Source organism: Pseudomonas fragi, from assembly GCF_002269505.1.
GTDB lineage: Bacteria > Pseudomonadota > Gammaproteobacteria > Pseudomonadales > Pseudomonadaceae > Aquipseudomonas > Aquipseudomonas fragi_D.
This window is the reverse complement of record NZ_NQKQ01000003.1, coordinates 204,397-221,594: the sequence shown is the minus strand read 5'-3', so window position 1 is coordinate 221,594 and position 17,198 is coordinate 204,397. Positions and strand designations below refer to the sequence as shown.

16 protein-coding genes and 1 riboswitch are annotated in these 17,198 nt (G+C 59.9%); of the genes, 10 read left to right on the top strand and 6 right to left on the bottom strand.

Annotated elements, in window-relative coordinates; translation table 11 throughout:
• The first annotated feature begins 126 nt into the window (after window positions 1-126).
• A complete protein-coding gene (locus CJU81_RS04825; protein ID WP_095035713.1) occupies window positions 127-630 on the top strand; it encodes a PaaI family thioesterase in 504 nt (167 codons plus the stop codon).
• A gap of 96 nt (window positions 631-726) precedes the next feature.
• Here the strand turns inward: CJU81_RS04825 and CJU81_RS24195 are convergent, their stop codons facing one another.
• Complete coding sequence (locus CJU81_RS24195; RefSeq protein ID WP_095035712.1) at window positions 727-1,062, bottom strand: RcnB family protein; 336 nt, start codon at window positions 1,060-1,062, stop codon at window positions 727-729.
• A 182-nt stretch (window positions 1,063-1,244) separates the two neighbouring features.
• Between CJU81_RS24195 and CJU81_RS04815 the strand changes: the two genes are divergently transcribed.
• From CJU81_RS04815 to CJU81_RS04785, 7 genes are all read left to right on the top strand, one after another.
• Entirely contained in the window at window positions 1,245-2,018 is a 774-nt protein-coding gene (locus CJU81_RS04815; RefSeq protein WP_095035711.1) for an SDR family NAD(P)-dependent oxidoreductase, read from the top strand.
• Window positions 2,019-2,163: 145 nt separating this feature from the next.
• Window positions 2,164-3,321, top strand: coding sequence for a DUF1624 domain-containing protein (locus CJU81_RS04810; protein WP_095035710.1), 1,158 nt, complete (start codon window positions 2,164-2,166; stop codon window positions 3,319-3,321).
• A 34-nt stretch (window positions 3,322-3,355) separates the two neighbouring features.
• A riboswitch (cobalamin riboswitch) is annotated at window positions 3,356-3,554 on the top strand.
• Window positions 3,555-3,670: 116 nt separating this feature from the next.
• Window positions 3,671-4,684 (top strand): ABC transporter substrate-binding protein, encoded by a 1,014-nt coding sequence (locus CJU81_RS04805; protein ID WP_095035709.1) that lies wholly within the window; start codon window positions 3,671-3,673, stop codon window positions 4,682-4,684.
• The gene (locus CJU81_RS04800) at window positions 4,681-5,697 is read left to right on the top strand and encodes a FecCD family ABC transporter permease (RefSeq protein WP_095035708.1); all 1,017 of its coding nucleotides are present in this window, start codon (window positions 4,681-4,683) and stop codon (window positions 5,695-5,697) included. The genes CJU81_RS04805 and CJU81_RS04800 overlap by 4 nt, the downstream gene beginning before the upstream one ends.
• Window positions 5,694-6,455: an ABC transporter ATP-binding protein gene (locus tag CJU81_RS04795; protein ID WP_095035707.1), complete on the top strand. Its 762-nt coding sequence runs from the start codon at window positions 5,694-5,696 to the stop codon at window positions 6,453-6,455. Before CJU81_RS04800 ends, CJU81_RS04795 begins: the two co-directional genes overlap by 4 nt.
• 24 nt (window positions 6,456-6,479) lie before the next feature.
• Window positions 6,480-6,920: a pseudoazurin gene (locus tag CJU81_RS04790; RefSeq protein WP_095035706.1), complete on the top strand. Its 441-nt coding sequence runs from the start codon at window positions 6,480-6,482 to the stop codon at window positions 6,918-6,920.
• Window positions 6,917-8,260: an OprD family porin gene (locus tag CJU81_RS04785; protein ID WP_095035705.1), complete on the top strand. Its 1,344-nt coding sequence runs from the start codon at window positions 6,917-6,919 to the stop codon at window positions 8,258-8,260. The genes CJU81_RS04790 and CJU81_RS04785 overlap by 4 nt, the downstream gene beginning before the upstream one ends.
• Window positions 8,261-8,426: 166 nt before the next feature.
• On the opposite strand, the gene CJU81_RS04780 is transcribed toward CJU81_RS04785, so the two are convergent.
• Complete coding sequence (locus CJU81_RS04780) at window positions 8,427-8,891, bottom strand: copper chaperone PCu(A)C (RefSeq protein ID WP_095035704.1); 465 nt, start codon at window positions 8,889-8,891, stop codon at window positions 8,427-8,429.
• A gap of 29 nt (window positions 8,892-8,920) precedes the next feature.
• On the bottom strand, window positions 8,921-9,526 hold the full coding sequence (locus CJU81_RS04775; RefSeq protein WP_095029296.1) for an SCO family protein: 606 nt from the start codon (window positions 9,524-9,526) through the stop codon (window positions 8,921-8,923).
• Between the two features lie 441 nt (window positions 9,527-9,967).
• On the opposite strand from CJU81_RS04775, the gene arnT reads away from it, so the two are divergent.
• Window positions 9,968-11,668: a lipid IV(A) 4-amino-4-deoxy-L-arabinosyltransferase gene (arnT, locus tag CJU81_RS04770; RefSeq protein ID WP_095035703.1), complete on the top strand. Its 1,701-nt coding sequence runs from the start codon at window positions 9,968-9,970 to the stop codon at window positions 11,666-11,668.
• Window positions 11,665-13,191 (top strand): ArnT family glycosyltransferase, encoded by a 1,527-nt coding sequence (locus CJU81_RS04765; RefSeq protein WP_441007399.1) that lies wholly within the window; start codon window positions 11,665-11,667, stop codon window positions 13,189-13,191. The genes arnT and CJU81_RS04765 overlap by 4 nt, the downstream gene beginning before the upstream one ends.
• Before the next feature lie 76 nt (window positions 13,192-13,267).
• On the opposite strand, the gene pssA is transcribed toward CJU81_RS04765, so the two are convergent.
• The 3 genes from pssA to CJU81_RS04750 form a co-directional block, all read right to left on the bottom strand.
• Window positions 13,268-14,611 carry a CDP-diacylglycerol--serine O-phosphatidyltransferase gene (gene pssA / locus CJU81_RS04760; protein WP_095035702.1) on the bottom strand — a complete coding sequence of 448 codons (1,344 nt, stop codon included), beginning with the start codon at window positions 14,609-14,611 and terminating at the stop codon, window positions 13,268-13,270.
• Between the two features lie 163 nt (window positions 14,612-14,774).
• On the bottom strand, window positions 14,775-15,911 hold the full coding sequence (locus tag CJU81_RS04755; RefSeq protein WP_095035701.1) for a glycerate kinase: 1,137 nt from the start codon (window positions 15,909-15,911) through the stop codon (window positions 14,775-14,777).
• Window positions 15,912-16,021: 110 nt separating this feature from the next.
• Window positions 16,022-17,119, bottom strand: coding sequence for a sugar diacid recognition domain-containing protein (locus CJU81_RS04750; protein ID WP_095035700.1), 1,098 nt, complete (start codon window positions 17,117-17,119; stop codon window positions 16,022-16,024).
• Window positions 17,120-17,198 lie beyond the last annotated feature (79 nt).

Genomic DNA, 17,198 nt, shown 5'->3' with positions numbered 1-17,198 from the left:
GATGCAGACCCTGGGAGAGCCACGATGGCCCATGGGTATTGCTGCGCTGCGATGCTAACGCAAATGCTGCAACCGCCCCTTACTTTACGTTAACGTAAAGGCTGCATTTTTTATGGATGATCGGACATGTCTCAGTTGACTACTTCCTTGCAAGACTCAGCGGCGCCGCAAGGCGTTTGTTATGGCTGCGGCAGCAACAACCCCCACGGCCTGCATATCAAGAGCTTCTGGCACGCAGACGGTGTGCATGTGATTGCCGAGCACCTGCCCGATGCCAAGTATTGCGGCTGGCCTGAGCTGGTATACGGCGGCATGATCGCCATGCTGGTGGACTGCCATTCGAACTGGACGGCCATGGCGTATCACTACCGCATGGAACAGCGCGATGCCGCCAGCCTGCCGCGGATCAATTGCGTAACGGGCAACCTGGGAATCAAATTTATCAAGCCGACGCCCATGGGCGTGCCGCTGACCCTGCGGGCGAAGGTGGAAGGCGACGTGGGACGCAAAACGCGGATCATCTGCGAGGTCTATGCCGGGGATGTACTGACGGCGGTGGGCGACTCGATTTTTGTACGCGTCGATACCGGGCAACTGGCCACGGCAGCCCATGGCCGCGCAGCGGGTTAAAGCTGATTGGCGTTGACATCATCGCGAGCAAGCTCGCTCCCACCCTGATTGCCAGCAGCGCAATCTGTGGGAGCCGGCTTGCCCGGGTAGCAGGCGTTACTTGCGCAGTACCTTGGCATCTTTTGTGCGGATCTCCTTGATCACCGCATTGACCCGATTGACCAGCACATAATGCCCGCTGATTTGCACCCATTGCTCATGCTCTTCAGGTTTGGGCAGCCCTTTGGATTTCCAGTCCATGATCGCAACGTCGTCCCGGATGTATTGATCCGGTGCCTTGTCACCGTGGCCATAGCAACTGCTCAGGTCCATGGATTCGGCCAATATCTGCCCTGGCTTGCAGTCACCTGGCTTGGCATCGTCAGCCTGCGCTGCGTAAGGCAGGGCACACAAAAAACCAGCCACTATCGATGCAGAAATCAAGCTGCGCATGTTCACCTCAACGTATGGGAGTACAGGCTTAATGGACAAGCCCGCGCTGCAGTACGTTCCAATGCCAATATCAAAAATATTGATTACGAGATCAGCAATGACGATTGGACTGCACCTTTAGCCTGAGGTGAAGTAACCACAGGGCCGCTCAAAATAACAAACGGCCATTTGTGGAGAACACCATGTCATTCAGTATTAATAGCTTCCAGCTTGGGGGGCATCGGGCCCTGATCACCGGATCGGGCCAGGGTATCGGCCTGGAGCTGGCCCGCGGCCTGGGCGCTGCCGGGGCTACCGTGGTGATCAACACTCGCAATATCGAAAAATCCCGCGCTGTTGCCGCTCAATTGCGTGACGAAGGCCTGAAGGCTGAAGCCGTGGCATTCGATGTGACTGACCGCGAGCAGTTGCTTGCCGCGATCAACTCCTTTGAGGCCGATGTCGGCGCCATCGATATTCTGGTCAACAACGCCGGGATTCAGCGTCGCGCGCCGCTGGAGGATTTCAGCGCCAGCGACTGGCACGATGTGATGCGCACCAACCTGGACGGGGTGTTCCATGTGTCCCAGGCCGTGGCGCGGCACATGATTGCCCGTGGTCGCGGCAAGATCATCAATATCTGCTCGGTGCAAAGCCAGCTGGCACGCCCGACCATCGCCCCTTATGCCGCCTCCAAAGGGGCAGTGAAAATGCTCACCAAAGGCATGTGCGCCGAGTGGGCACGGCATGGCATCCAGGCCAATGGCCTGGCCCCGGGCTACTTTGCCACTGAGATGAACCGCGCACTGGTCGACAACCAGGAGTTTTCCGAGTGGCTGTGCAAGCGCACTCCGGCAGGTCGCTGGGGGCGGGTTGACGAATTGTGCGGCGCGGCGGTGTTTCTGGCCTCGCCGGCTTCGGACTTTATCAACGGTCAAACCCTGTTTGTGGACGGAGGCCTGACCAGCGTTGTTTGATCCGCCCCGAAAAATGACGATGTCGGTGAAAGTACGGCGCTAGATGCATCCAGCCATTGCGAATATTTCCCAAAGGGGTGACAGCGCAGAGAGAAATGTTATATTGTATCAGTGCCTTATAACATTCCCTTGCCTGTGACCCTCAATGACTGCCCCTACTCCCTCCTTGAATCAGCGCCTGCTGTCCATCGATGCCCTGCGCGGGCTGGTGATTCTGTTCATGCTGCTTGACCATGTGCGCGAGACGTTCTTTCTGCACCGGCAAGTGGCCGACCCGATGAATATCGAGATCACCGACCCAGCCCTGTTTTTCAGTCGCACCCTGGCCCATATCTGTGCGCCGGTGTTTGTCTTGCTGACCGGTCTGTCGGCGTATCTGTATGGCGAAAAATATCAGGGCAAGCGTGATGTATCGGCGTTTCTGTTCAAGCGCGGGCTGTTTCTGGTGGTGCTGGAATTTACCCTGGTCAACTTTGCCTGGACTTTCCAATTGCCGCCGTCGGTGATCTACATGCAGGTGATCTGGGCCATTGGCGTCAGCATGATCGCCCTTGCCGCCCTGGTGTGGCTGCCACGCCCGGTTCTGCTGGTACTCGGCCTGGTGATAATCGCCGGGCACAACCTGCTTGATACCCTGCATTTTGCTCCGGGGTCAGTGATGCATGTGCCTTGGGCGATTTTGCATGATCGCGGCTGGATTGAAGTGGGTGACAGCTTGCGCATGCGCACCTCCTATCCGGTATTGCCGTGGATCGGTGTAATCGCACTGGGCTATTGCCTGGGGCCCTGGTTTGCCCGCTCCGCCCCGGCAGCCTTGCGCCAGCGCTATCTATTGCTCGCAGGCAGCGGTGCCCTGCTCGGTTTTGTTGCGCTGCGTTTGTTCAACGGTTACGGCGAGGCGCCCTGGGCCAGCCATGCCGATACCACACAGACCCTGATGAGCTTTTTCAACATCACCAAGTACCCGCCTTCCCTGTTGTTTCTGGCCTTGACCCTGGGCGTTGGCCTGTTGTTGCTGCTGGCTTTTGAGCGGTTACAACAACGCACATGGATCAGCACCCTGGCCGTATTTGGCGCAGCGCCGATGTTTTTCTATCTGTTGCATTTGTATGCACTCAAAGTGCTGTACCTGGCCAGCGTTGCCCTGTTTGGTTTGAATCAAGGCGATTATTTCGGTTTCGACAGCATCGGCTCGGTGTGGTTAACCGCAGTGTTACTGGCCATTTTCCTGTATTTACCGGTGCGCTGGTTCGCCAATTTGAAAGCCCGGCGCCGGGATATTACCTGGCTCAAGTATTTCTGATTCTGACGGCGCCCCCCCTTTAACAAACAGGATCGATTATCATCCCGGCGCCGGTCCCCCCCTCGCGGGGGGTTAAAAGGGAATCCGCAGTGCTTTTACAGCACCCAACGGAACTGCCCCCGCAACTGTAGATGACGAGCCTGCGCCAAGATTGCCACTGGGTTAACCCCCGGGAAGGCTGGCGCAAGCGATGACCCATCAGTCAGGAGACCTGCCGGCAAAGTCCACACACTAACCGGCGGGGTGTCCGGGGAGGCATCCTGCTTTGTACTGTTGTTGCAGCAGTACCCGATGATGCATTCCCGACCGTGCACCTGTGCCTCGTGTACGATCAAATGGAGATTGCATCATGCTGTTGCACCGCGTTGCTGCCCTCATGGCTACCCTGGCCTTGCCGGCACTGGCCCATGCGGCCCCCACACAATACCCCCTGACCCTGCAGAACTGCGCCAGCCCACTGACATTTCAACATGCCCCGAAAAGCGCGGTAACCATCGGCCAGGCCGGCACCGAAATGTTCTATGCCCTGGGGCTGGGTGACAGGCTGGTGGGTACTTCGCTGTGGTTCAACGATGTCCCTGTGCAATACCAGGCACAGAACGACAAGGTTGAGCGCCTGGCCGACAATGACCCGAGCTTTGAAGCCGTCATTGGCAAGCGCCCGGAGCTGGTGGCCGTGCAACTGGAGTGGATGGTGGGCCCGCAGGGTGTAGTGGGTACCCGTGAGCAGTTTGCCGAACTGAATATCCCGACTTACCTGATGCCTTCGGACTGTGAGGGCAAGGACAACCTGGTCGGCGCCGACGGCACACGCATGCAGCCGTTCAGCATAGGCAGTGTGTACAAGAGCATCAGCCAGCTGGCCGAAATCTTCGATGTGCAGCAGCGTGGCGAACAACTCAACAATCAGCTCAAAGCCAGCCTGGAAAAATCCGTTGCCTCGCTCAAGGGCAAGGACCTGAGTTCCACCAGCGCGTTGTTCTGGTTCTCCAGTGCGGACATGGATATCGACCCCTATGTTGCCGGACGCAAAGGCATCCCCGACTTTATGCTCAACACCCTGGGCGTACGTAATGTCGTGGAGTCCGATGAGGAGTGGCCAACCGTTGGCTGGGAAACCCTGGCCAAGGCCAACCCGACATTTTTGGTGATCGCACGCATGGATCGTCGACGTTTCCCGGCAGATGACGTCGAGAAAAAACTCGAGTTCCTGCGTACCGACCCGGTAACCCGCAATATGGATGCTGTGAAAAACAACCGCGTCATCGTCCTCGATGCCCATGCCATGCAGGCCAGCCTGCGCCTGTTCGACGGTATCGAAACACTCGCCACTGCCATCAGCCAACACGACCTGTCTAAATGACTGCACGGTTGATACTTGTCTTCGCGGCCTGTGCAGCACTGCTGCTGGCAGTGCTCGCCGGAGTTGCCATCGGTGAAACCCCGATCGCACCCGCAGTGGTGCTGCAGGTTCTGGCCAACAAGTTGTGGGGGGCCGGGTATGTGCTGGACCCGATTGACGAAGGGATTGTCTGGAACTACCGCCTGACCCGTGCCCTGGTAGCGGCGGCCTGCGGTGCGGGGCTGGCCACCTGTGGCGTGGTGTTGCAATCGTTGCTGCGCAACCCGCTGGCCGACCCCTACCTGCTGGGGATTTCCGCCGGTGCTTCGACCGGTGCCGTGCTGGTGGCGGTGCTGGGGTTGGGCGCGGGGGCTGTGTCACTGTCGGCCGGGGCCTTCGCCGGAGCGATTTGCGCCTTCGCCCTGGTTATTTTGCTGGCACGGGTCAGCGGGCCAACCGGCACCAGTGCCCAGATCATCCTGGCAGGTATCGCAGGCTCGCAGTTGTTCAACGCAATCACGGCCTTCATGATCACCAAATCGGCCAGCTCCGAGCAGGCCCGCGGGATCATGTTCTGGTTGCTCGGCAACCTCAGTGGCGTGCGCTGGCCTTCGGTATGGATGGCAGTGCCTGCGGCAGTGTTGGGGCTGGTTATATGCGTGTGGCACCGGCGCGCGCTGGATGCCTTCACCTTTGGCGCCGACTCGGCGGCTTCACTGGGCATCCCGGTGCGCCGGGTGCAGTTGTTGCTGATCAGTTGTGCGGCGCTGGTCACGGCGGTGATGGTGTCGATTGTCGGCTCCATCGGCTTTGTCGGGCTGGTCATCCCCCACGCTGTGCGCCTGCTGGCCGGTACCGGGCATGGCCGCCTGCTGCCCGCCAGCGCCCTGGGCGGAGCCTTGTTCCTGATCGCCGCCGATGTACTGTCACGCACCTTGATAAAAGGCCAGGTGATCCCCGTCGGCGTGGTCACCGCCCTGGTGGGCGCACCGGTATTTGCGCTAATCCTGATCGGCAGGAGGCATGCGCGATGACAGTGCTGAGCTGTAGCGACCTGAGTTACCGCCTGGGTGATGCCCAACTGTTGCAGGGCATCACCCTCAGTGTGCAGCGCGGCGAGACCCTGGGGATTGTCGGGCCCAATGGTTCGGGCAAGTCTTCATTGCTCAAGCTGCTGGCCAACCTGCGGGTGCCCGGCCAGGGCCAGGTGTTACTGCACGGGCAACCGCTGCGCAAAATCAGCCAGCGCACTATTGCGCAAACACTGACGGTGGTTGAACAACATGCCGACACCCATGACGCCATCGGCGTGTTCGATGCTGTTGCCCTGGGCCGTACACCCTGGCTGTCGGCGCTAAGCCCGTGGTCGGCCAACGACACGGCGATTGTCGAGCAGGCGCTGGCCGATGTGGATGCGACGCATCTGCGCAACCGCACCTGGCGCGGACTCTCGGGGGGTGAGCGCCAACGCGTGCATATCGCTCGGGCTCTGGCGCAGTGCCCGCAAATCCTGCTGCTGGATGAACCCACCAATCATCTGGATATCCAGCATCAACTGGCCATTTTAAAAACCGTACAGGCCCTGCCCGTGACCACCCTGATTGCCCTGCACGATCTCAATCAGGCCCTGAGTTGTGATCGCCTGGCAATTCTTCAACACGGCCGTTTGATTGCACTGGGCAAACCCCTTGAAGTCCTGACCCCACAACGGCTGCAGGCCACATTCGGGGTACAGGCGCACTACCTGACCGATCCATTTGACGGCGCGCAGATCCTGCGCATGCGCGTTTGAATACTATATTTAAGAGAGCACACCATGCGTATTGCATCCCTGACCCTGCTGTTGACCACCGCCCTGCTCTGCACCTCGGCGCTGGCACAAACCCACGAAGTGAAAATGCTCACCCGCAGCGCCAATGCCGGAATGGTCTATGAACCGGATTACCTGCGGATCGCCCCTGGCGACACAGTCAAGTTCATCCCCACACAAAGCGGCCATAATGCCGCGACAATGCCCGAGCTGCTGCCTGACGGCGCACAACCCTTCAAGGGCAAGATCAATCAGGAGGTGGAGCAAACCTTCAGCGTGCCCGGCCTCTACGGTATTCAATGCACCCCGCACCTGGCCATGGGTATGGTCATGCTGATCCAGGTGGGCGAACCTGCTGCAGAGCTCCCGGTGCTACCCGCCACGCTGCCCAAACGCGCGCTTGACCGCCTGGCTGCAACCCTGCAAGCACAGCAGGTGGCGAAATGAGTACCGTGCGCACGCGCTCCGCTATCCTGATCGCCCTCGCCAGCCCCCTGGCGTTGGCGGAGTCGGCCCAGGAGCAGGCCAAGGGCTTTATCGAAGACAGTACCTGGAGCCTGGTCAACCGTACGGTCTACGACAGCCGTGAGTATCGCCACGGTGCCAGCAACAGCGGCGCACGCAATGCTTACAAACCACGCACCGAACGCAATGGCTATGCCGAAGAATGGGCCTACGGCTTGATGGGCACCTTGCAGTCAGGTTTTACCCAGGGCCTGATCGGTGTCGGGGTGGATGCCCACGCCTATATGGGCCTCAAGCTGGACAGCGGTGGCGGTCGTGCCGGCAAGGCTCGCCTGCTGGGCCTGGATAACGACGGCTATCCCAAGGACAACTACGGGCGCGGCGGCGCGGCGCTCAAACTGCGCATGTCCAATACGGTGCTGTCCTACGGTGAACAACGGGTCAAGACTCCGGTTTTCAGCTCATCCGACAGCCGCTTGTTGCCGGAAACCGCCACCGGCGCGTTCCTCACCAGCAACGAGTTCAATGCCCTGAAAATGGTCGGCGGGCATTTCACCGGGAGCACCGATCGCAACGCCAGCAGTCATGATCAGGGGTTTGTGGTCAATTATTCCAACGGCCCCAAGGGCGATGCATTCGACCTCGCAGGCCTGGTGTATACCCCTGGCAAAAATTTCAGCGCCAGCCTCTACAGCTCACGCTACGAAGACACCTGGAACCAGCACTACCTGGGCGCCGTCTTCAGCCACGCGCTTGATGAGAACCGCTCGCTGTCGCTAAACCTCAACCTGTACCGCACTACTGATGAAGGGAAGGCGCTGTCGGGCAATATCGACAACACCACCTGGAGCCTGTTGAGCACCTACGCCCAGGGCCCGCACAGCTTCAGCCTGGGCTATCAAAAAGTGCACGGCGATACGCCTTTTGACTACGTGACCCGAGGGGCGATTTTCCTGACCAATGCAGTGCAGCTGTCTGACTTCAACGCCCCCAACGAACAATCATGGCAAGCGCGCTACGACCTGGCGATGACCCCCTGGGGCATGCCGGGACTGGTATTCAGCGCCGCTTATGTACGTGGCAGCCAGATCGACGGCAGCCACGTTGACCCGCGGGGCGGCTATGCGTATCTGGGCTATGGCAAAGGCGGGAAACACTGGGAGCGGGATATGGAAGCGCGCTATGTGGTGCAGAGCGGCGCGGCCAAGGGCACCATCATGTCATTGCGACACAACGTTCATCGCGGCAACACCGCACAGGCCGAACTGGATACGGACCAGATACGCCTTGCGGTCGAATACCCGCTAACGGGGCGGTTTTGATCAGTAACCGCCTATGACACTGTAGTCGCTGAGGAGCGAAGCGAGGCTGCGATCGCACGCGCAGCGGCGGCAAAACAAGTCAACTGGCACACCGGGTGCTCAAGGTTTACCAGCGCTGCACGCCCGATCGCAGCCTTCGTTCCTCGGCAGCGACTACAGGAAAACTTTAGTGCATCGAACCATGATCATGGTGCATCGGCATGCTGTTGAGTGCACGCGCCTCGGCCTTGACCTCAATTTGCTCCTTGATCCCTTTGCTGTCTTCAACAATCAGGGTCAAGGGCACTTGATCACCGGCTTTGACCTGATTGACCAGGTCAATCAGCATCACATGGTAGCCCTCAGGTTCGATAGCCACGCTTTTGCCCGCCGGCAAGGCTACCGATGTCACTGGCTGCATGCTCATCACGTCGTTTTGCATTTTCGATTCGTGGATCTGTACGGTCTTGGCCACGGGGGAGCGGACTTCAATCAGCTTGCTGTCTGTGCTCGAGGTAATGTGCATAAAGGCACCGGTCGAAGGCTGACCGGCCACGGTGGCGCGTACCCAGGCGTCATCAACAACGGTTTGCGCAGAAACGTGCAGGCTCATGCCCAACAGTGACAACAGTAGATACTTAACAGGCTTCATAGGTTTGGCTCATTCCAAAGTACGTAGGATCAGCAGACTGACATCACGGTGAGCAGGTCTTCGGCACACTGCTTGGCTGACAGCGAAGGCGACAGGCCAAGACGCAACACACCACGGGAATCGAAAACGAAGCTGGTTGCTGTGTGCGACAGGGTGTACGAATCACCCGTTGGGATCTTTTCGTAAAACACCTTGAACTCTTTAGCCGTGGCCGCGGTTTCTTCCAGGGTGCCGGACAAGGCAATAAAGCTCGGGTCGAAAGCCTTTACATAGGCATCGAGCATCGCCGGTTTGTCACGTTCCGGGTCCAGGGTGATGAACACCACTTGCAGGCGGTCACCGTCGGGGCCCATCATTTTCTTCGCCTGGGCGGCGCGGGCCAGAGCAGTCGGGCACACGGCCGGGCACTGGGTAAAGCCGAAGAAAATCATCGGCATCATCCCGCGAAAGCTGCCCAGCATCATCTCGTTGCCTTGGGCATCCCTGAGCTTGAACTTGCGCCCCAGGATTTCATTGCTGAGGTCTTTGCCGTATTTGTATGACAAACCACTGCCGGGGTCGCAACCTGCGAGCAAACCCAGGCTGAGCAAGCCAAGGCCAGTGACTACGCGGCGGCGAGTCAGTAAATCATTCATGTCAGGTTCCTTTAAGCGGCCTTTTCCAACGAAAAAGGCCTTTAACCTGCGCATTATCAGGCAGGTGGGTACGCTGCCCGATGCCTGGAGTGACCGGCTCGGCGCGCACGATTGCTGTGGGGTAGACGTGTTGCATGGGCACAGAATTTACCACTGTCGCAGGTCTGTCGCACGGCAGTCATGCCCCTAAATGGTGCATGGCAACGCCGACAGCCCGTAAAACCGCGGGATGCAGCAAGGCATGCGACAAATCGACACAGGTCTGATTTCTGGCGGATTCAGCGCTTTGCGCTATGGGCAATCACCTACTGGTGGCCATGCGCGACACCGCCGGGTGTAACCCCCGTTTGACCCGCATTTTTTTCACATCGGCTTCACCTCCCTGCCACCTGCTCCCGATTAACGTGCCGGCCATCACTTACGTCGATAACAGGCGCGCAGATGGAAAGCATGGCTGGCGTTGTACCTCGCAATACCCGCACTCAAGATCTTGAGCGCTGGGCAATACCCGGATTGATCCTGGCGTTTGTAGTGTTTTATCTGTTGCCGCTGATGACCCACGGCTTATGGATACCCGACGAAACCCGCTACGCCCAGATCGGCCAGGACATGCTCCACAGCGGCAACTGGGTGGCCCCGCACTTTATGGGTTTGCGCTATTTCGAGAAGCCGATTGCCGGTTACTGGATGATCGCCATCGGGCAAGCCGTATTCGGTGACAACCTGTTTGGCGTGCGGATCGCCTCGGCACTGAGTACCGGGCTGAGTGTCTGGCTGGCCTGGCTGATTGCCGGGCGCCTGTGGCGTGACCCGCGCAAGCGTTTTGCCAGTGCCCTGCTCTACATGAGCTTTGGCCTGGTGGCCGGGCAAGCCGGGTATGCCAACCTCGACCCTCAGTTCACCTTCTGGGTCAACCTCAGTCTGGTGGCACTCTGGTATGCCTTTGACAGCACCACTCGCCGTGCCCGCCTCGGCGCCTGGGCCGTGCTGGGCATAGCCTGCGGCATGGGCTTTATGACCAAGGGGTTTCTGGCCTGGTTACTGCCCGTGTTGATCGCCGTGCCCTATGCCTTGTGGCAGCGACGCATCAAGGAGGTGCTGAGCTATGGCCCGTTGGCGATCTTTGTTGCAGTGGCTGTCTGCCTGCCGTGGGCGCTGGTGATCCACCATCAGGAGCCGGACTTCTGGCAGTTCTTTTTCTGGAACGAACACGTACGCCGTTTCAGCGCGGCCGATGCGCAACACACCCAGCCCTGGTGGTTCTACCTGCCGATCCTGTTGGCCGCCAGCCTGCCCTGGGCGGCCTTGCTGCCCAAAACCCTGATCGATGCCTGGAAGCACAAGCGCCAACCCGCGATCGGCTATCTGCTGTTGTGGATGCTGCTGCCACTGGCAATCTTCAGCCTGAGCAAGGGCAAGCTGCCCACCTATATCATGCCGTGCCTGCTGCCTTTGGCGCTGCTGATGGGCCATGCCGTAGTTTCATGGATCGAGCAGGCAAAGGGCCGCACCTTGCGTATCAACGGGCTGTTGAATGTGCTGTTGGCGGTGGCCGGGCTGGTGGGGCTGGCTTACCTGCAATTCAGTCGTCCGGTGTATGAGAACACCGAGGTATTCAGCCTGTCGCTGGCCTATATCGTGTTGCTGGGCTGGCTGCTGAGCAATGCCTTGCAAGCCCTGCGCCCTTTGCTGCTGTGGGCTGCACCTGCGGTGGGCATGGGTGTGCTGGTGGCGCTGTTGCCCGCGGCGATGCCGGGAGTGATCGTCAACAGCAAAATGCCCGATCAGTTTATTGCCGAACATGTGCAGGAGCTGAGCCAGACCGGTACGCTGCTCAGCAATGACCTGGGCGCGGCATCGGCCCTGTCCTGGCGCCTGGGCCGACCTGAAATTACGCTCTATAACACTACTGGTGAGCTTAAATATGGTTTGGGTTATGCCGATTCAGCCGGGCGTCAGGTTGATATGGATAACATCGATCGCTGGATGAAGGAGGCACGTTTACGCGGCTCGGTCGGCGTAGTCATGCGGGTTCATTCGGCGCTGGAAACCCACGAAGTCGAGCTGCTGCCGCTGGGTGGCAAGCGCTACGAACGCGGTGATCTGGCGATTTTCATCTTCCCCAAGGTTCAGCCTGAATGATTCTGATCAAACGCTGGAACAGCGAGCAAAAAGCCCTGCTGGTGTTGTTGGCCGTATCTGCCCTGCTCTTGTTGCTGGGCCTGGGTTCACGGGAGCTGTGGGGCCCGGAAACCCGCTGGGCCAATATCGCCCTGCAGATGCTGCAAAGCGGTGATTACCTGGACCCTTATCTCAAGGGCTCGCCCTACTACGACAAGCCCCTGCCCTCGTACTGGCTGATCACGGCCAGTGCCGGGCTGATGGGCGGCCTGGGGCATTGGTCGTTGCGTCTGTCTTCAGTGATTGCCGCATGGCTGAGCGTATGGCTGGTGTATTTGATTGGAGAGCGCCTGTTTCGCAAAGGCACCGGGCTGATTGCTGGCTGGATGCTGGCCACGACCTTTTACTTTGTATTCTGGGCACGGGTGGCCACGGCCGACATTCTCACCTTGTTCGGCCTGTTGGCAGCGCTGTGGTGGTACTGGCGCGGGCCTGACGACACGCGCTTTAGCCGTTATTGCGTGTTCTTTTTACTGCTGTCATTAACCTCGCTGCTCAAGGGTTTGATCGGCTTTATCCTGCCAGGGCTGGTGCTGTTGCCTCACCTGCTGAGCGAACAACGCTGGAAGCGCCATCTGAACCTGCGTCTGCTGCTGGCCCTGGTCGTTGCCGGGGCGGTGTACATGCTGCCCTTTGTACTGTCACACCTGTATGGCGCGCCTACTTATGGCGAGAGCGGGCTGGGGTTGGTTCTGCGTGAAAACGTGGTGCGCTTCTTCAACCCCTTCGATCATATGGGGCCGATTTACACCTATCTGATATACCTGCCGGCGTACACCTTGCCCTGGGCACCGTTCTGGATGATCGCGCTGTGGGTTGCCCTGCGTCAGTGGCGTCAGATCGAGCCCAATACACGCTGGTTGGTATGGGGCCTGGGTTTGCTGTTTGTGTTTTTCACCGCCAGTGGCAGCCGGCGCAGTTATTACGTGTTGCCGCTAGTGCCTTTGGCCCAGCTACTGGCTGCCTGGTGGGTGACCCGACGCCTTGCACAAGGCAAAACCAGCCTGCGCCGCTGGAACATCAGCTTCGGTTTGAGCGCAACGTTGCTGTTGTTGGTGCTCGGGGTGTTTTACCCCTGGTCCAACGGCGGCGGTGGGGTTATACAGTTCGGCCAGGACGTGAAAGCCCGGGCCAGCGAGCAGGCGCCCTGGAATCAGTGGCGCATGGTGATGATCGATGTCGACAACAAACTGCCCATGTACGTGCAGAATGAAGGCGAACCGTTCTTCTATATCGACCAGAGCCAGGACTACCCCCGCGATGGCGACAGTGCCGGGTTCATGGCCTGGCTGGACAAAACCAGCGGCCAGCATTTCAACCCGCAACGCACGCTGATCTTTGCCCAGTACCGTAGTGGCGATCCCCTGCCCCTGGGCTATCTGAGCGTGGATCACCAGACAGTCACCAGCCAGCCGGACAACGGCGACCGGTTAATGCACAAACGTGAGGGTGGCAGCGTGGTGTATATCCCCCAAACGCACTGACCCGACTCGACTCGGCACCCTGTGGGAGCGGGCTTGCTCGCGCTGCCATCGCGAGCAAGCCCGCTCCCACAGGTGTTTAGAGAATCCGGTAGAGCAGACGTTCGATCCGCACCCGGCTGACACGACGCAGGAACTTGGCCACCGCTGGCGGATAATCGGCCAGGGTTTCCAGGTTCTTGAAGTTGTCGATACGCTGCGTGTGGGCGAAGATCGCTTCCAGCTCCTTGCGGCGCGGCTCCAGCAACTCACGGCGTGGATCGTCGATCAGCAGGCCGTTTTCCAGATCCAGACGAAACGCCCGTGGATTGAGGTTATTGCCGGTCAGCAAGGTGTAGCGGTCATCCACCCACATGCCTTTGAGGTGGTAGGTGTTGTCACCTTCGCGCCACAGATGCAGGTTCAACAAGCCATTGTCGATCATCCGCTGATGGCTCTTGGCAAAGCGGCGCAGGCTCAGCTCATACAGATACGGCAGCGCTGCGATCACCCGAAACGGCTCGCTCGGCGGGATATAGAAGTCGTTGGCGGTCTTGTCGCCAACCACGATATCAATGCGCACTCCACGTTCCAGGGCCCGGTTGATTTCGCGAGTCACCGGCAATGGCAGGTTGAAGTACGGGGTGCAGATGGTCAGCTGTTGCTGGCTGCTGGCGATCAGTTCGCAAATCACCCGGCTCAGTTGATTGTTTTTACCCACCCCCAGCAGCGGGCTGACCGACAAGCCAAAGTGGCCGACAGTCCCGGCGCTGGTGTCGTAGCTGGCTTTTTTCAGGTGGCTGCGAAAATCCCCGATGGCGCTGCGCAGGCTTCGGGTTGTCGGCAATGTGGGCAGGTCGAGACGATGCACAGCCTTGCTCGCGATCAGGTCTTGCTCGACAAAGCGCTGCATGGTGTCGGCCAACTGCTTGTTGTGCAGCAGGTGGTAACGGTCGAAGCGATACTTGTCGAGCTTGTGCAGGTACACATTGTTCAGGCTCGCGCCGCTGTAGATCACACAGTCATCAACAATGAAGCCCTTGAGGTGCAACACCCCGAACAGCTCGCGGGTTTGTACCGGCACACCATAAATCGGCACATGGGTGGGGTGTGCTGCGGTCTGTGCCTGATACCAGGCCGCGTTGCCGGGTTGTTTGCCGGCACCGATCAGCCCGCGCTGGGCGCGCAGCCAGTCAACCACCACGGCAATTTCCAGCTCGGGGCGTGCAGCCTTGGCCGCATGCAGGGCATCGAGGATTTCCTGCCCGGCTTCATCCTGATGCAGGTACAAGGCCACCAGCGTGATGCGATGGCGTGCACCTGCAATCTGCTCCAGCAGGCAGCGACGAAAGTCCGCAGGGCTGGGCAAGATGCTTAGCGCATCGGCGGACAACGGAAAGCTGCGCAGTTTAGGCAGCAAGGAGCGTTTGAAGAGCGACGGCATAGGGCTCGCTAAGGGTCGAATGCGAAGAGCCGCAAAGCTTACACGATTCTGTGTTATGTGGCCTCAATGTGGGAGCAGGCTTGCCTGCGATGCAGGCGACGCGGTCTGTCTGGCAAACCGCAGCGATGCTTTCGCGAGCAAGCTCGCTCCCACAGGGGGGGATTTAACCCCGGGCCAGGATCAGCAAGCGCGCAATGTCTCGCGCCCGGTCGGTGAGCAATGGCGCCGCCCGGGTGCAGGCGTCCTGCAGGGTCATCGGGCCGCTGGCAATTGCAAATGCAGCGTTGATGCCGTGCTCGTACAACGCCTGATACCCATCGCCCAACGTGCCGGCCAATACCACGACCGGGACACCTTCAGCACGGGCGATGCTCGCCACGCCAAAGGGGGTTTTGCCGCGCAGGGTCTGGGCATCGAAACGGCCTTCACCGGTGATCACCAGGTCAGCACCCTTCACCGCTTCTGCCAACCCTACAAGCTCGGCGACCACTTCAACCCCGGCACGAAACTGTGCGCCGAGGAACGCCTTGGCGGCAAACCCCAGCCCGCCGGCAGCGCCCGAGCCCGGCTCGTGGCGCACATCCTTGGGCAGCACGTTTGCACAGTGATCGGCAAAGTGCCCCAGCGCCTGGTCCAGCAACTGCACTTGCTCGGCGGATGCACCCTTTTGCGGGCCGAAGATTGCCGAAGCACCGTGCTCGCCACACAGCGGGTTGTTGACGTCGGCGGCAATTTCAAAGCGTACCTCGGCCAGGCGCGGGTCCAGGCCTGACAGCTCGATACGCGCCACATGGGCCAGTGCCAGGCCGCCGCGCGGCAGACTGTTACCCTGGGCGTCGAACAAGCCCAGGCCCAGCGCTTGCAGAGCGCCAGCCCCGGCGTCATTGGTGGCACTGCCGCCGATGGCCAGGATCACCCGGCGGGCGCCGGCATCCAGCGCGGCCTTGATCAGCTCGCCAGTGCCGAAGGTGCTGGTGATACAGGCATTGCGCTGTTCCGGTTTGAGCAACTGCAAGCCACTGGCTTCGGCCATTTCGATGATTGCCGTGTGGCTGTCCGGCAGCCAGCCCCAATGGGCCTCGACCGGTGCGCCCAGCGGGCCTTGCACATGATTGCGGCGCAACTGGCCATTACCGGCGGCGACGATCGCTTCGACCGTGCCTTCGCCACCATCGGCCATCGGGCATTTAACCAACTGCGCGTGGGGCATGACATCAGCCAGGCCGGCGGCGATCGCATCGGCGACTTTTTCGGCGCTCAGGCTGTCTTTGAACGAGTCGGGGGCAATCACGATTTTCATGGGGCGAATCTCCAGTTCTTATGCCTTCCATGCTGCCAGCAACCGGGCGAAAACACGCCAGTCGGGCGCACAAGCAATCACAGGCTTTGTTGTTCATTTGGACAAGGCGCTCAACCCTGCGCCAGCAACTGCACCCCCAGATACAAGGCCAGCATGCCGTTGAGACTCAAGGGGTCAACGCCGCTCAGCTCTGCGATGCGTTCCATGCGATAACGCAGGCTGTTGCGGTGAATCCCCAGCGCATCGGCGCAGGCCTGGCTCTGGCCGTCGTGCTCACACCAGCTGCGCAACGTGGCAATCAACTGGCCATTGGCGTCCTTGGCCATCACTTTGTGCAACGGCCCGAGCAATTCTTCGAGGGCGTCGTCATTTCGATGGCGCCACAGCATCACCGGCAAACGATAGCGATTGAGGGTCAGCAAACGGGTCTGCGGTAGCACATCGCGGCCATAGGCCAACAGGTCACCCACACGCCGGTAACAGCGGCGCAAGCCCTTCAGGGCATCGGCCTGCCCGCCAGCCGCAATGCGCAACACCTTCCAGCCCTGGCCGTCGAGCCTCTCCAGCAAACGCAGATCATCCAGAGCAGCCGTTGCAGGCCGACACCACAGTAGGGATCCGGTTGCAGGGCACACACACCAGCTATCGGGGTAGCGCGATTGCAGCCAGGCACTCAGGGCTTCGGCACTCTGACCCTGGCCCAGCTCAAACAGATAGGGGATTCGCGACAACTGTGGCTTGAGCCCCAATTGCTGCGCTTCATCGATCAGCCGCGGGGAATCACCGCCCTCGCCGAGCAGCAACGCCACCAAATCATCACAGCGCTGACGTCGCCATTGTTGCTCGGCCTGCTGAAAGCGCTGGCCCACCAGCATTTCGGCGGTCATGCGCACCAATTCGGCATAGGTACGCAGCAGCTCGGGTTCGCCCGTCAGGCCCAGTACCCCGATCAGGCGCTGGTCGAGCAGCAACGGTAAGTTGATACCCGGCTGTACGCCTTTGAGGCATTTGGCGGTTTGGGCGTCGATTTCCACCACCCGTCCATTGGCCAGCACCAATTGCGCCCCTTCGTGCCGGGTGTTGATACGCTCTGGCTCGCCACTGCCCAGGATCAAACCCTGGCTGTCCATAACGTTTACGTTGTAAGGCAAGATGGCCATCGCGCGGTCAACGATGTCCTGCGCCAAATCGTGGTCCAGTTCAAACATGGGGTGACTATCCTTGAATACATTTGTTCACGGGCACAGGCGACGCGGCAAAAAGCTGTGCGGCAGCACAAAGACAGCG